The organism is Cellulomonas jepli, from assembly GCF_047229345.1.
Taxonomy (GTDB): Bacteria; Actinomycetota; Actinomycetes; order Actinomycetales; family Cellulomonadaceae; genus Cellulomonas_A.
In genome coordinates, this window is record NZ_JBFTER010000030.1 from 1 (window position 1) to 14,860 (window position 14,860).

A 14,860-nucleotide genomic window follows, 5' to 3' on the forward strand; every position below is an offset into this window, starting at 1 on the left:
GGACGGGCGCCGACGCACGCACGCGGTCGGCGCCGGCCGCGGGCAGCGCCCGGCGGGGCCGGGTGGTCTCGACGTCCTCGTCGGGCGGCTCGGAGGCGTCGGGGCGACCCGCCGCGTCCGGCTCCGGCGACGGGGCACGCGGCGGCAGCGCGCCGCGCGGCCGGGTCGTCTCAACGTCCTCGTCGTCGGCGGACGGCTCGCTCACGCCGGCGACGTGCTCGCGCGGGCCGGCCACCGGCGCGTCGGCGTCGCCCGCGCGGTGCGGCTCGTCGGCGGGCGGGCCGGCGGCGAGCCGCACGTCGGACGGGTCCTGCGTGACCGCCTCGTCGGGCTCGCGCTGGGCCGTGGCGAGCCCGGACAGCACCGAGTCGCGGCGCTGCACCCCGATCGCACGCGCGACGCCGAGCGCGACCCACGGAAGCATCGCGTGCGCGAGCACCGCGCCGAGCCGCCCGTCACCGACCGCGAGGAGCAGCGCGGGCGCGCCCGCCCACACGGCGGCGGCCCAGAGCCGGGTCCCCACCGAGCGCGTCGCCGCACCGGCCGCGAACCACGCGCCGACCCCCGCGAGCACGAGCGCGCCCAGCAGCACGACCGCGACCGCTCGGGCGAGGTCACCGCCGAGCAGCGCCGTGAGCGGCACGAGGACGACGAGCAGGGGGTCGGCGGGCCCGGCGTCGCCCAGGCCCCCCGTGACCCAGCGCGCGAGCGCGGCGTGCGTGAGCTCCCCGAGGTCCGAGGAGGCCCGGACGAGGGCGGGGCCGACGAGCGACGAGCCGCTCGCCGCCTGGCCGACGAGCGAGCCGAGCCCGAGCGTCGTGGCGGCCGCGAGGAGCACCAGGAGCGCACCGAGCCCGACGCGGCGGCGGGTCGCGAGCGCGGCCAGCTCACGCAGCTCGAGCTCGCTCGGCGCACGCCAGGTGCGCCGGACCTCCGCTCCCGCGAGCCGACGGTCGCGCCACTCGTCCCACACGTCGCGCCACGTCGCCTGCAGCGGGCGCAGCGCCCGGCGGGGCAGGCGACGGGTCGCACGGCCGCGCCGGCGGGCCCGCACGACCGCCGCGGGGTGCAGCAGCGCCCCGACGGGCGCCGTGAGCTCGGTCCCCGCGAGCAGCGGTTCTTTGGTCGCGACCCGCACGAGAGCGCGCACGAGGCCCACGACGAGCGCGAGGACCGCGACGACGGGCACGAGCGGCAGCGGCGCCGTGACGAGCCGCTGGTGCAGGAGCGCGCGCCGCCGGGCGGCGAACGACCGGCGGGGGTCGGCGTCGTCCGCGAGGCCGTCGCCGTCCGCGTCGACGTCCTCGTCGGCACCCGGCCGCTCGCGCCCGCGCAGCCCCGCGTAGCCGGCCTGGGCGTGGCGCACGACGGCGGCGGGGACGACGACGACGCGGTGCCCGGCGAGGCGCGCCCGCCGCGACAGGTCGAGGCCGTCGCCGAACGGGCCGAGCGCGGGGTCGGGGCCGTCGAGCTCCTCCCACACGTCGCGCCGCACGAGCGCTCCGGCGATGCCGACGCCCAGGACGTCCTCCCGGCCGTCGTGCTGTCCCTGGTCGACCTCGGCGTCCTCGATGCCGGTCATCCGGCGACCCGAGCGCGACGTGCGGACCCCGACCTCGAGCAGGCGCGGCGGCTCGGTCCAGGTGCGCTGCTTGACCCCGGCGACGGCGACCGAGGGCGCGTGCTCGACGGCGCGCAGCAGCTCGGAGAGCGCGGCCGGCTCAGGGGCGCTGTCGTCGTGCAGCAGCCACAGCCACGTGCGGTCCGGCTCGCGCTCGGGCCGCGCGACGAGGCTCGGCGGGGCGACGTCCGCGAGCGCGCGCCGGACGGCCTCGCCGAACGTCCGCGCGCCCGGCACGTGCAGCTCGACGATCTCGGGCGCACCCGCCCCGAGGGCCGCGAAGGCGCCGCGCGCGAGGCGCGGGACGTCCTCGTCCGCGCGCGGACCGGCGTCGACGACGAGCACGCGCGCGGGCACGACGTCCTGGGCCCCCACCGCGCGCAGCGTCGCCGGCAGGTAGCGGGTCGAGCCGAGGGTCACCACGACGGCGGTCACCGCCGGCGCGAGGCGCGTGGCGCCGGGCGAGGGCTCCGAGGGGGCGCGCAGGGGCAGGGGGAAGTCAGTCATCCTGCCGACATCATGCCCTGCGGCGGCTCGGGTCAGACGACCCGGCGCTTGAGCTTGCGCCGCTCCCGCTCCGAGAGACCGCCCCAGATGCCGAACCGCTCGTCGTTGGCGAGCGCGTACTCGAGGCACTCGGCGCGGACGTCGCAGCCGGTGCAGACCTTCTTGGCCTCGCGGGTCGACCCGCCCTTCTCGGGGAAGAAGGCCTCGGGGTCGGTCTGCGCGCACAGGGCGCGCTCCTGCCAGCCCATGAGCCCGTCGTCCTCGGGCGTGCCGAACAGGGGAAGGACGTTCGAAGGCAGCTCGGCGACCTGGGTCGTGCCGAGTGCGTCGGAGGGGAAGGATCCGTCACCGTCGAGCAGATTCCACATCATTCCTCCGTGCTCGATCGTGCTGGCCATCACGTGTGCGCGCCGCCCCGTGGGTCGGAGCGCTGATTCGCTCCAGGTGAAACTGTTCTCAGAATTACACGCGTGTCGTTTCCGTACGTCAAGCGGGCGTGTGCTAGTTGGGGTGGTTTGTCGGGTGAATTGTGCGCGACACGGCACGACACGCCGCGTCCTACGCTGACCGCATGCATCCCTCGACCGTCGCCGACCTCCTGCGAGCGCTCCAGCCCGAGCCGGGACGCCCTCGCCTGACCTGGTACGGCCCCGGCGGCGAGCGCGTCGAGCTGTCGGGAGCCGTGCTCGAGAACTGGGTGGCCAAGACGGCCAACCTGCTGGTGGAGGAGCTCGACGCCGGCCCCGGGACCCGGGTCGTGCTCGACCTGCCGGCGCACTGGCGCACCGTCGTGTGGGCCCTGGCCACCTGGCGCGTCGGGGCGGGCGTCGTCCTGCCGGCCGACGGCACGCGGCCCGCGGGCGACGTCGTCGTGACGGACCGCCCGGCGAGCCACGCGGGCGGAGCCCCGCTCGTCGCGGTGACCCTCGGGGCGCTCGCCCGGCGCTTCGACGGGGACCTGCCCCCGGGCGCGGTCGACGCCGCCTCGTCGGTGATGACGTACGGCGACACCATCGGCTGGGCCCCTGCGGTGGACGCCCGCGCCCTGGCGCTGGACGCCCCGACCGGGACGGTGCTCCACGGGCGGCTCGGCGCGTGGGCGACGTCCGCGGTGCCGACGCCACCCGGTGCGCGCACCCTCGTGCCCGCGCCCGGCGGCGCCCCGCGTGCCGCGTCCGCGGAGCACCTCCTGGCCGCGACCTGGAGCGCGCTCGCCGGCCACGGGTCCGTCGTCGCGCTCGACCGCACGACCACGGACGCGCTCGCGGACGACGACGCGCGCCGCGCCCGCCTCGTCGACAGCGAGCGGATCACCGCGCAGGCCGCGGCACCGGCCGGCTGACGAGCGGCACCGGCCGGGAGCCCCGGACGGGCTCGCCCGGGCGCCGCGGTCAGTGGGCGGGCGGACCCGTCTGCGGCTCGCGCTCCGCGCGCGGGGCGGCGGACTCGGGGGCGCCGAACCGGGCCAGGACCAGGGCGCCGACGAGCACGAGGACGAACGCGAGGACCGTCGTCGCACCCGCACCCGCTCCCGGCGCCGGGCGGTCCCCCGCGAGCACGATGCCGAGCAGCGCGCCGAGGCAGGTCTCGACCCCGACGACGACGGACGTCGCGGCCACGACGGGCGCCCGCTGGAGCGCGAGCGCACCGAGCGCGAGCCCGAGCCCCCCGCCCACCGCCAGGCACCACGCCACCGGCTCCACGAGCAGGTCGACCAGCCCCTCGGCCGGCAGCGTCCGGGCGGCCGCCGCGAGCACCGCGAACGAGGTGCCCGACAGGGCGGCCAGGGCGAGCCCCGCACCCCGCGACGCGCCCAGCCCCAGGGCGGCCACCGCGCCGACCACGACGAGGGCCAGGAGCACGACCAGGGACGTGGTGCCCGCGGCACCCGCGGCCGTCGCCGGCTCGGGCTCGACCGCCGCCGCGAGCACGACCAGGCCGCCCCCCACCGCCGCCAGCGCCGCCACCTCTGGCCACCGCAGGCGGGCCCCCAGCACGAGGGTCGCGAGCAGCGCGGCGACGACGAGGCTCGACGCCCGGCCGGCCTGGACGAGGAACAGCGGGAGGGACCGCAGCGCGAGGAACGAGAGCCCGAAGCCCGCCGCGACGAGCACCAGGGCCGACCAGTAGGTCCCGCTCCGCGCGAGGCCGCGCCACAGGGCGGTGTCGAGCCCCGGGCGCACCGGTTCGCGGCGCGCGGCGACGGCCTGCAGGATCGTCGCGGTCCCCGAGCACAGGGCCGCGGCGGCGAGCCCGAGGAGCGCCGCCGTCATGATGGGCCCGTCCTGCTCGTCGGTCGCCCGCACCGTGGGCGCGGGCGGACCGCGGATCGGCCCGCGGTCGACCAGGACACTAGCCGGTCCGGCGTCCTGCACCCCGCGCCCCCGCGCCTCGGGAGGACCACCTCCGCAGCCTCTCCACGTTTGTGGAGGTTCTGGGAACTCGCCTCGCTCGCCACAGGTAATCCCTAGGCTGCACCCTGCGCCGCAGCGAGCGGCGCGAAGCTAGGGGAATCTCTCGTGCACACGCAGGACCACCACGCCCGCCCGCGCGCCGCGGGCGGCACCCCCGCCGCCGAGCCGTACCCGTGGCGCACCGTCGCAGCCGCGTTCCTGGCCGTCGCCGTGGTCCTCACCACGGTCGTCGCCCTGTCCGAGCGCTATCGGCCGGACCACGGCTGGACGAGCGTGCTGCGCGGCCCCTCGTGGCTCGACGGCTGGTTCCAGTACGACGCGGGCTGGTACTACAGCATCGCGTCCGACGGGTACCTCTACGTCCCGGGCCGGCAGTCGTCGATCGCCTTCTTCCCGGTCTACCCGCTCGGCGTCCGCGGGCTGGCGGCGCTGGTCGGCGACGTCCAGGTCGCGGGCTCGCTCCTCGCGGTGGTCGCCGGCGGGGCTGCGGTCCTGCTCTTCGGCCGCTGGGTCTGGTACCGGCTCCCCCGGCCCGCCGCCGTCACGGCAATCGCCGTGCTCATGCTGTACCCGTACGCGTTCTTCCTCTACGGCGCGATGTACGCCGACTCGCTCTTCCTCCTCTGCGCGCTCGGTGCCTTCCTGCTCGTCGAGCGTCGCTGGTTCTGGGCCGCAGGGCTGGTGGGCGCGCTCGCGACGGCCGGTCGTCCCGTCGGCGTCGCCGTGGCCGTCGGGCTCGTGGTCCGCACGCTCGAGATCATCGCGGAGGACCGGCGCGCCGCGGCGGGCGACGGGTCCGCCCCGGTGTCGTGGCGCGAGCTGCTGAGCGCGGTCCGTGACGTCCGGGTCCGCCACGTGGGTGTCCTGCTCTCCGCGGGCGGCCTGGTGGCCTGGTGCCTCTACCTGTGGCTCGAGTTCGGGAACCCGCTCGCGTTCGTCGACGTCGAGGCCGCGCCGGGCTGGAACCAGGGCGTGGGGCCGAAGACCTGGTTCAAGCTCATCTACCTCGGGACCGTCGTCCAGGGCCCGTACGACGTGGCGGCGCTCCTCACGCTCCAGGCGCTGGCGTGCCTGTGCGCCGTGCTGCTGCTGCGGCGGGCGTGGTTGCGGTTCGGCTGGGGGTACGCGGTCTACGCTCTCGTGGTGCTGCTGATCCCGATCCTCGGCACCAAGGACTTCATGGGCACCGGTCGCTACGTCCTGGTCGCCTTCCCCGTGCTGGCGGCCGCCGGGGACCTGCTCACCCGCACCGAGCGCCGCTGGGCCCGGCCCGTGGCCCTCGGCGTGTGCGCCGCGCTGCTCCTCCTCCTCACCTCCCTCTTCGGACGATCGGTGGCTGTCTCGTGATCGACCCCCTGCCCAGACCCGAGGTCGTCAAGAAGCTCACGATCTTCTTCCCGATGTGGAACGAGGAGCTGTACATCCACCGTGCCGTGGGGGCGGCGCGCGAGATCTGCGAGCACCTCGTCGCGACGGAGCAGGTGCTCGACTACGAGCTCATCGTCGTGGACGACGCGTCCACCGACGCGACCCCGCAGCTCGCCGACGCGCTCGCCGCCGCGGACCCGCACGTCCGGGTCGTCCACCACGAGCGCAACCGCAAGCTCGGGGGCTCGATCAAGAGCGGCTTCGCGGCCGCGACCGGCGACGTCGTCCTCTACACCGACGCCGACCTCCCGTTCGAGATGGTCGAGCTCGTGCGCGCCCTGCGGGTGCTGCGCACCTACGAGGCCGACGTGGTGAGCGCCTACCGGCTCGACCGCACCGGCGAGGGACCGCGTCGTGCCGTGTACTCGTTCGTCTACAACGGGCTCGTCCGCGCCATGTTCGGCACTCGCCTGCGGGACATCAACTTCGCGTTCAAGCTCGTGCGACGGCGCGTGCTCGACGGGGTCACGCTGGTCAGCGAGGGCTCGTTCATCGACGCGGAGCTCGTGATCCGGGCCCAGCGCTCGGGCTTCCAGGTCCTGCAGATCGGGGTGGACTACTTCCCGCGCACGCGCGGGGTGTCGACGCTGTCGTCCTTCGGGGTGATCCGCACCATGCTCGGCGAGATGATGCGGCTGCGCTCCGACCTGCGCCGGATCACACCGGTGACCGCGACGCACGAGACGCCGTGACGCGTCTCCTCGTCGTCACGGCCGACGACCTGGGGCTCACCGCAGGGGTCAACCGCGCGGTCCGTCGGGCGCACCTCGAGGGCGTGGTCACCGCGACGTCGCTGCTCGCGGTGGGGCGCGCGTTCGACGACGCGGCGGCGATGCTACGGGCGACGCCGACGCTCGAGGCCGGTGCGCACCTGGCGGTCGTCGGCGAGGACCCGCCGCTGCTGACGGCGCGCGAGGTGCCGACCCTCGTCGACCGGCGCGGTGCGTTCCCGCTGAGCTACCGCACCGTCGTCGCACGCGGGCTCGCGGGGCGGATCGACCCCGACGACCTGCGCCGTGAGCTCGGGGCCCAGCTGGACCGCGTCCTGGGCGTCGGGGTCCCGGTGACCCACGTCGACACCCACCAGCACACGCACCTGTGGCCGGCGGTCGCCGCGGTCGTCACCGAGCTCGCGCTCGCGCGGGACGTCCCGGTCGTGCGCCTGCCGCGCAGCCGGGCGCACGGGGTCGTGGGCCTCGGTGTCCGCACCCTCACCGAGGTGACCGCGCGTCGGCTCCGGCGCGCCGGGCTCACCTCGACCGAGGACTACGCGGGCCTCGACGAGGCGGGCGCGCTCGACGCGGCCCGGTTCACCGCCACCGTCCGCTCGCTCGCCGCCCGCGGCCGGCCGAGCGCCGAGCTCAACGCCCACCCCGGCGAGGCGGGCGACGGCGAGCTGGGCCGGTTCGCCTGGGGGTACCGCTGGGCCGACGAGCTCGCCGCGCTCGTGGACCCCGCGACCCGGTCCGCGGTCGCTGCGGCAGGCTACGAGCTCGGCGGCTTCACCGCCCTGGCGCCCCCGGGCGCACCCGGCACGGGCACCGCGCGTGCGACGACCGACGAAGGGACCCCCTCGTGAGCGTGCTCGACCGCCGTCCCGACGCAGCCGGACGGGCCGCTCTCCGGCTGTTCCGCACGGCGCCGGCCCCGGTGCGCGCGCACGTCGCGGTGCGGTGGTGGAGCGCGCCGTTCCCGGCCGTCGCCGACGCCGTCCCGCGCGAGGGGCGCGTCCTCGAGATCGGCTGCGGGCACGGCCTCTTCAGCGCCTACGCCGCGCTGCGCGAGCCCGGGCGGCGGATCACCGGAGTCGACATCGACGTCGAGAAGATCGCGCACGCCCAGGCCGCCGCGCAGGCCGCGGGGTCCGACCGGCTCGTCTTCGAGGCGGCTCCGTCGGGTGCCGTCCCGGAGGGGCCGTGGGACGCGGTGGTGTTCGTGGACGTGCTGTACCTGCTGCCCGCGCAGGAGCAGCGCCGGCTGCTGACCGAGGCCGTCTCGCACCTGGCCCCGGGCGGCACGCTCGTCGTCAAGGAGATGGGCACCGAGCCGTCGTGGAAGGTCCGGTGGAACACCGCGCAGGAGACGCTCTCGGTCAAGGTCCTGCGCATCACCGAGGGCTCGTCGTTCGACTTCGTGGCGCCCGGGACCACGGCTCGCTGGCTCGAGGAGCTCGGGCTCGACGTCGACGCGCGCAGGCTCGACCGGGGTCGCGTCCACCCGCACCACCTGCTGGTCGCACGCCGCCGCTGACGCCCGCCGGCTGGTGGTCGCACGCCGCCGCTCGGGCCGGTGCGCTCAGGGGACGTCGGCCTGCACGAGCACACCCGCGCCCGCGACCTCGAGCGGGCCGTCGGACGCCGGCGCGAAGGCCGCCTGGCCCCGCGTGAGCCGCAGCGCGCCGTCGCCCGTCGAGGACACCGTGACCTCGCCCTCGAGGCAGAGCAGGATGCGTGGCCCCCGCCCGGGCAGCGGGTGCCTGCTCGAGTCGCTGACGGTCGTCACCGAGAGCTCGAAGTCGTCGACCGGCGCGTAGAACACCTTGGTCGCGCCGTAGAACGTCTCGGGCGCGATCCGGATCGGGGGCGCGGCCACGTAGTCGACGTTGCGCAGGAGCTCGTCGACGTCGACGTGCTTGGGCGTGAGGCCGGCCCGGAGCACGTTGTCGGAGCTCGCCATGACCTCGACGGCGAGCCCGCTCAGGTAGGCGTGCACGCCGCCCGCCGGGACGAACATCGACTCGCCCGCGTGCAGGGTCACCGGGTTGAGGAGCAGTGACGTCGCGACCCCGGGGTCGCCCGGGTGGTGCCGCGCGAGCAGCACGACGGTGCGGTCCGCCCGGGGCGACGGGGAGCCGGCGGACAGCCGGGCCGCGCACGCCCGCGCGAGGTCCTCGACCTCCTCGGGTGCCGGCCGGCTCGCGGGCTCGAGGAGCTGGGTGAACGCCGCGCGGATGCCCTCGTACGACGGCTGGGCGGTCAGCACGCCGTGCAGGTCCTTCGCGAGCGGCGCGTCGAGCCCCTCGAGCAGCTCCGCGGCGCGGCGGGGTGCGCGGAAGCCGCACAGGGCCTCGAAGCGACCGAGCGCGTACACGAGCTCGGGCTTGTGGTTCTGGTCCTTGTAGTTGCGGACGGCCGCGTCGCGCGGGATCCCGCGGGCGTCCTCCTCGGCGAACCCGGCCCGGGCGCGGTCCACCGCCGGGTGCACCTGGAGCGAGAGCGGGCTCTGCGCGGCGATCACCTTGAGCAGGTACGGCAGCCCGTCGCCGAACCGTGCCCGCACCCCCGCCCCGAGCACGTGCTCGGGGTCCTGCGCGACGAGCGCGGCGAGGTCCGGGGCGCCGGCACCGACGACACCGCTCGGCGAGCTCGGGTGCGCGCCGAACCACAGCTCCGCCACCGGCTCGGAGCCCGGGACGGCGCCCAGCAGCCGGGGGATCAGGTCCGGAGAGCCCCACGCGTAGTGGCGCTCGGACCCGGTGATCGGTAGCACGCTCGTCTCCTCCCCGCCTGTCGAGTGCCCTACCGTATCGGGCGGGGCCGCGCGGCAGGTGCAGGCACCGGATCGGGCCGGGGCTCCCCGGCGCGCACGGAGACGAGGGACGATGTCCGCCCGCACCACGGGACGCCCGCAGCCCACCCGCCCCGCGGCCCGGCGGTGAGCACCACCGCGGCTCCGGCCCCGCCCACGACCACCGCCGCTCCAGCCCCGCCCACGACCGCGGCCGGGCCGGCCGGGCCTCCGACCACGGTCCCGGCGCAGCACAGGACCAGCACGGCCCCGGTGGCGCGCGGGGTGGTCGTCGGTCTGCTCGTGTCCGCGGGCGTCGTCGCGCTGCGCCAGATCGGCCTGCTCGAGGGCGCGCTCGCCCTCGTCGTCGCGGGAGCGCTCCTCGTGCTGGTGCCGACGGCTCGGACGCTCTCGGGACGGCTGCTCCTGACGGGCGCCCTCGTCCTCGGCTCCGCACCGGCACTGTGGTGGGTCGGCCTCCCGCCCGGCGAACCGGGTCGCGTGACGGTGGTGCTCGCCCTCGTCGCCGGGGCGCTCGCCGGCTGTGTCGCCGGGGCACGGCACCCGCGGCCCCGTCTGCGGACGCTCCTGCCGGAGGTCCGTGCGATCGATCTCCTCCCCGTGCTCGCCGCTGCCGCAGCGGCGTGGGTCCAGCTGCCCCGGCTCGTCGCGGACGGCGGGACGATGCTGGCGATCCTCGTGCGCGGGTGGGACAACTCGGCGCACCAGGCGATGATCCAGGCGATCCGCCTGAACGGCGCGACGATCGACGCGCTCGGGCCCGCTCCCGGCGGTGAGGCGTGGAAGTTCGACGACTACCCCCAGGGCTTCCACGCGCTCGCCGCCGGGCTCGCCGAGCTCGTGTCGCCCGGGATGCCGGAGACGACGACGATCGCCCTCGCCCAGAACGGCCGGGCCGCGGCCGGCGTGGTCGTCGTCGCGCTCGCGGTGCTCGCGGCGGGGCTGTGCACGCTTCCCGCCCTGCGCTCCCGGCCGGCGGTCGCGGCACCCGTCGTCACCCTCGTCGTGGCCGCACACGTGCTCGGCCCGGGGTCGGCGGCACTCGCGGACGGCTTCGCGAACTTCCCCCTCGTGTGCATCCTCGCGTCGTGCGTCCCGCTCGTCGCCGTGCAGGCCGACCGCGTCGCCGACCCGCTGCGGGCGGCCGCGGTGGGCGCGCTCGTCGTCGGCGTCGCCCACAGCTGGGTGCTCCTGCTCGCGCTGGCGCTCCCCGCCGCCGCACTCGTCCTCCTCCCCTGGCGGCGCGAGCGTCTGCGAGCGAGCCGGCGGGCGTGGGTCCTCACCGGGGCGATCGTGGCCCTGGCCGGTCTGGGCTGTCTCCGTGCTGCCGTGATCCTCTCCGCACTGCGTCCCGGCGAGGTCCTGACCACCCGCGGGGGCATCAGCGCCACACCCGTGGCGCTCCTCACGGCTGCGACGCTCGCGAGCCTCGCGCTGGGGGTCGCGAGCCGCGCCGCGATCCGACGGTCCCCGGGCACGGGGCACGACGACGTGCAGGAGCGGACCTCGTGGGTGCCGCTGCTCGCCGTGCCGGGCGTGATCGTCACCGTGGGGATCGGGGTCTTCCAGCTGGTGGCCGACGGCGTGCTGTCGTACTACGAGTGGAAGTTCATGACCGGCCTCGCGCTCGTCGCCTGCACGCTCGCGGCGGTCGGGCTGGCCGCGTTCCTGGGGTCGACGCCCGGGGGCCCGCGACCGTCCCGGCCGGTCGCCGCCGTCGTCGCCGCGCTCGGGGCGCTCGCCGCCACGCAGGTCTTCGGGTTCACCGGCTTCGCGAAGGGCCCCGTCGACCTCCCCGCGACCGCGCCGGGAGCCGCCGACCGGGCCGTGCTCCAGGCGCTGACGCCGTCGGCCTCGATGCTCGACGTCCTCGCCGCCGCCGAGGCCGAGATCCCGCCGGGCAGGCACGGCGTGTACCTGACCCCGGACACCCCCGAGGTCGTCCACCCCGCGAGCGCGCAGCAGTGGTACCTCGCGCTGCGCGGGGAGTGGACGCAGGAGGCCGACCGCCGCGGGACCGTCCTGCTGCCGTCGAACTTCTCCTACCTCACGCCGGAGGACGGCGACGAGCTCGCGCGCGGCCTGCGCGTCCTGGAGCAGGACGACGACGCAGTCGTGGTCGTCTCCCCGCCCCGTCGCGCCGTGCTGCAGGACAGGCTCGCGTCCGAGCTCTCGCGGCCCGACCTGGCGGAGCGCGTCGTGAGCTGGTGAGCCCGACGGGCCACCGGGGCACGTCCCCGGCCGTGCACCTCGCAGCGTGCCGGACCCGGTGCCGGCACGCCGGGAGAGCCGTCGCGGCGGGCTCGGGCAGGGTGGCCCGTGCGGCAGACTGTGTAGCCGTGAGCACCCTCGTCCCCGCCGGCGCACCGGGCGGTCCCGCCTCGTCGCCCACCCCGTCGACCCGCGCGGCACGCCGATGGTGACGCTGGAGCAGCAGACGCCGACGGATCCCGCCCCCGCGCCCGACGAGCACGGCGAGCGGCCGCGGGGGCGGACCGGCTGGAGCCGGGACCGCACCGTGCGCGCCGTGACCGTCCTCGGGGTCCTGGTGGCGCTCGAGGTCCTGGTGTTCCACGAGTACCTCACGGGCCGGTCGATACCGCCGTGGGACTTCCTGAGCCACTACAACACCGAGGCGTACGCCTGGTGGCGCGACGGCTCGTTCTTCTCGCCGCCGGACTGGATGCCGTACCTGTGGGGCGGCTACCCCGGCGCGCTGAACCTCCAGAACAGCTCGTGGTACCTCCCCGTCGGGATCACGGCGACGCTGACGACCTTCGACCTGCACGCGTCGGCGGTCCTGTCCGCGCTGCACGTGGGCTTCGGCGCGCTCGGGATGTACGTCCTCGGGCGGCGCTGGGGGTTCGCGCACGTCGCGGCGGTGCTCGGGCTGGTCGCCTGGTTCTTCGTCTCGGGCTTCTACGCCCACGGGTCGCACCTCGACATCATGCGCGGCTACGCGTGGCTCCCCTGGGTGCTGCTCGTGCTGTCCCCGCAGTGGCCGTGGCGCCGCTGGTGGGCCCCGCCGCTGGCCGGCCTGCTCCTGTGGCAGGCGCTCCTCGCCATGTACCCGGGCGCCCTGATCGCGGCGGTCTACACGCTCGCGGTCTGGGTCCTCCTGGTGCAGCTGACGCTGCGCCCGCGCCTGCGCGACTACCTCGTCCCGCTCGCCGTCGCGGTCGGCGCCGCCGCCGCCATGACCCTGCTGCGCTTCCTCCCGTTCGCGCTCGTCCGCGGGTTCGGTGCGCCGGCTGCGGGCGACGCGTCGGTGTTCTCGTGGGGCGTCGTGGGCACCCTCTTCTACCCCTACGGCGACCCGACCCTGCCGAACGACATCACGATGCGGTCCCTGTTCATCCCCGTCACGGCCGTGGTGCTCGCCGGGCTCGTGGCCTGGCGCACCCCGGTCGCCCGCGTCGCGGCGGGCACGGCGGCCGCCGCCGTCGTCCTGGGCGTGTCCGCCCTCCCGTGGGCGCCGCTCGTCGAGCTGCTGCCCGGGATGGAGCTCAGCCGCTTCCGCCTCGACGACTTCAAGGTCGTGCTGCTCGCCGCCACCTGCGTGCTCGCCATGGCCGGGGCGCACCGCCTCGTCGCCGGGGCCTCGACGGGTGCCGGGTCGGCCCGCGCGCTCGCCCGGCGACTCGGTGCGACGCGGATCGGCTACCTCGTCCTGCTCGTCGTCGGTGCCGCGGTGCTGGGGCTGCACGGGCCGTTCACCCGGACGGACTGGCTGGCGCAGTGGTCGCTCGTCCTCGCCGGTGCCGCGCTCGTCGCCGTCGCCGTGATGACGCCGCGGGGCGGCGCGCGGGTCGCGGTCGTCGGGCTCACCGTCGTCACGCTGTGCTCCGGGCTGCTCGCCGTGGAGGCCACGCCCACCCCCTGGCGCGTGGACCGCGCCGCGCAGGAGGCGGGCTTCGGCGCGCCCGTCGACGACCTGGTGGCACGGGGTCGCGATGCGCAGGCCGACGGCGAGCGACGCCCCCCGCGCGCGCGCCCCGGCGACGCCGTCACGGAGATGTCGATGCTCGACACGGTGTGGGGCGGTGCGTACTACACGCGCGAGCCGAGCGTCCTCGGGTACGTGAACCTCAAGGGCACCCAGACGTTCGAGACCATGCGCGCCCAGTTCCTCGACCCGGCCGTCCTGCCCGTGGCGGCGGAGTTCTGGTCGGCGCCGGGGATCGCCCTCGCGACCGACCGGGACGGCGGCCTGCCCGATCCGCAGGACGTCGTGGCGTGCGCGCAGGACGGCGCCTGCGGACCCGGGGTCCGGGTGACGCCCGTGTCCTCCGCGCTCGCGACGCCGCTCGTCTACGACGTCACGGTCCCCGCGGGCGGGACGACGCTCCAGCTGAACGAGGCGTACTACCCGGGGTGGGCGGCCGAGGTGTGCGTCGCCGGCGACTGCTCGGCCGCACCCGTCCGCCGGGGCGACGCGGCCGAGCTCCTCGTCGACGTCCCGGGCGGCACGTCCACCCTGACCGTGACGTACACGCTCCCCGGGATGGGCGCGGCCTGGGTCGCGTTCGGCGCAGGGCTCCTGGTCCTCGTCCTCTGGCCGGTGGGTCTCCGCCTCGTGCGCCGCGTCCGGCGCGAGCAGCAGGCCGGCCCGCGCGGGCGCGCCCACGGCGACGACGCGGAGGTCGGCGACACGGCGGACGCCCCCCGGGACGAGCGCGGTGACCCGGACCCGCGCGGGCGCCGCTCCCCCGGACCCAGCCGCGCCGCCGGGGGTCCGGACCCGCGGACCGGCTCGACGGAGGCCGGACGGTGAGCGGGCGCACGGTCGGTCCCGACGAGGCGGCAGCGACCGGACTGCGGGCGCGGCTCAGCCGTGCGGCGCGCCACCAGGTCGGTCGCTTCGCGTCGGTCGGCGTGGTCAACACCCTGGTCGACCTCGGCCTGTTCCTGCTGCTCTCCTGGGCCGGAGCGGGGCTGCTGCTCGCGAACACGGTGTCGACGACCGCCGGCATGGCCGTGAGCTTCCTCGGCAACCGGCGCTTCGTCTTCGGCCGCACGGGCCACGTCGTCCGTGAGGTGACGCTGTTCTTCGTCGTCTGCGCGATCGGCATCTGGGTCATCCAGCCCGCGGTGATCGTCGCCGTGGTCGCCGTGGTCGACGCGGTGCTCCCCGCCTGGTCGGCGCTGGGGCTCGTGGCGGGCAAGTGCAGCGGCATCCTCGTGGCAGCGGTGTGGAACTTCTTCCTCTACAAGCACCTCGTGTTCCGTCCCGCGCGCACCTCGACGCTCCCTCCCGGACCGGCCGACGCCCCCGGCTCTGCCCGATAGACTCCGGTCCGTCCCGGCCCCGGGTCGCAGACCCCACGTGGCCGGACCCGACCACCCGAGCTCGTGCGCGAGC

Annotated in this window: 12 protein-coding genes; 8 read left to right on the plus strand and 4 right to left on the minus strand. The window is 76.5% G+C overall.

Features of this window, described 5'->3' with window-relative positions; all coding sequences use genetic code 11:
• Together AB6N24_RS09255 and AB6N24_RS09260 are read right to left on the minus strand one after the other, a co-directional pair.
• A partial coding sequence (locus AB6N24_RS09255; protein ID WP_412869108.1) for a glycosyltransferase family 2 protein occupies positions 1-2,128 on the minus strand: 2,128 nt, incomplete at its 3' end.
• A 32-nt stretch (positions 2,129-2,160) separates the two neighbouring features.
• On the minus strand, positions 2,161-2,496 hold the full coding sequence (locus AB6N24_RS09260; protein ID WP_034634424.1) for a WhiB family transcriptional regulator: 336 nt from the start codon (positions 2,494-2,496) through the stop codon (positions 2,161-2,163).
• A gap of 203 nt (positions 2,497-2,699) precedes the next feature.
• On the opposite strand from AB6N24_RS09260, the gene AB6N24_RS09265 reads away from it, so the two are divergent.
• On the plus strand, positions 2,700-3,470 hold the full coding sequence (locus tag AB6N24_RS09265; RefSeq protein ID WP_412869109.1) for a TIGR03089 family protein: 771 nt from the start codon (positions 2,700-2,702) through the stop codon (positions 3,468-3,470).
• Positions 3,471-3,519: 49 nt separating this feature from the next.
• On the opposite strand, the gene AB6N24_RS09270 is transcribed toward AB6N24_RS09265, so the two are convergent.
• On the minus strand, positions 3,520-4,401 hold the full coding sequence (locus tag AB6N24_RS09270) for a hypothetical protein (RefSeq protein ID WP_412869110.1): 882 nt from the start codon (positions 4,399-4,401) through the stop codon (positions 3,520-3,522).
• 246 nt (positions 4,402-4,647) lie between these two features.
• Here AB6N24_RS09270 and AB6N24_RS09275 point away from each other — a divergent pair, with 246 nt between their 5' ends.
• From AB6N24_RS09275 to AB6N24_RS09290, 4 genes are read left to right on the plus strand one after another with little or no spacing between them, the layout of a single operon-like run.
• Complete coding sequence (locus AB6N24_RS09275) at positions 4,648-5,889, plus strand: hypothetical protein (RefSeq protein ID WP_412869111.1); 1,242 nt, start codon at positions 4,648-4,650, stop codon at positions 5,887-5,889.
• The gene (locus tag AB6N24_RS09280; protein WP_412869112.1) at positions 5,886-6,662 is read left to right on the plus strand and encodes a glycosyltransferase family 2 protein; all 777 of its coding nucleotides are present in this window, start codon (positions 5,886-5,888) and stop codon (positions 6,660-6,662) included. The genes AB6N24_RS09275 and AB6N24_RS09280 overlap by 4 nt, the downstream gene beginning before the upstream one ends.
• Positions 6,659-7,549: a ChbG/HpnK family deacetylase gene (locus tag AB6N24_RS09285; RefSeq protein WP_412869113.1), complete on the plus strand. Its 891-nt coding sequence runs from the start codon at positions 6,659-6,661 to the stop codon at positions 7,547-7,549. The genes AB6N24_RS09280 and AB6N24_RS09285 overlap by 4 nt, the downstream gene beginning before the upstream one ends.
• Positions 7,546-8,220 carry a class I SAM-dependent methyltransferase gene (locus tag AB6N24_RS09290; protein WP_412869114.1) on the plus strand — a complete coding sequence of 225 codons (675 nt, stop codon included), beginning with the start codon at positions 7,546-7,548 and terminating at the stop codon, positions 8,218-8,220. Before AB6N24_RS09285 ends, AB6N24_RS09290 begins: the two co-directional genes overlap by 4 nt.
• Positions 8,221-8,265: 45 nt before the next feature.
• Here the strand turns inward: AB6N24_RS09290 and manA are convergent, their stop codons facing one another.
• Positions 8,266-9,459, minus strand: coding sequence for a mannose-6-phosphate isomerase, class I (manA, locus tag AB6N24_RS09295; protein ID WP_412869115.1), 1,194 nt, complete (start codon positions 9,457-9,459; stop codon positions 8,266-8,268).
• A 291-nt stretch (positions 9,460-9,750) separates the two neighbouring features.
• Between manA and AB6N24_RS09300 the strand changes: the two genes are divergently transcribed.
• The 3 genes from AB6N24_RS09300 to AB6N24_RS09310 all read left to right on the plus strand — a co-directional run bounded on the left by AB6N24_RS09300 (position 9,751) and on the right by AB6N24_RS09310 (position 14,787).
• Entirely contained in the window at positions 9,751-11,709 is a 1,959-nt protein-coding gene (locus tag AB6N24_RS09300) for a hypothetical protein (RefSeq protein ID WP_412869116.1), read from the plus strand.
• A gap of 316 nt (positions 11,710-12,025) precedes the next feature.
• Positions 12,026-14,272 (plus strand): hypothetical protein, encoded by a 2,247-nt coding sequence (locus tag AB6N24_RS09305; RefSeq protein ID WP_412869117.1) that lies wholly within the window; start codon positions 12,026-12,028, stop codon positions 14,270-14,272.
• On the plus strand, positions 14,269-14,787 hold the full coding sequence (locus AB6N24_RS09310) for a GtrA family protein (protein ID WP_412869118.1): 519 nt from the start codon (positions 14,269-14,271) through the stop codon (positions 14,785-14,787). The genes AB6N24_RS09305 and AB6N24_RS09310 overlap by 4 nt, the downstream gene beginning before the upstream one ends.
• Positions 14,788-14,860: the final 73 nt, after the last annotated feature.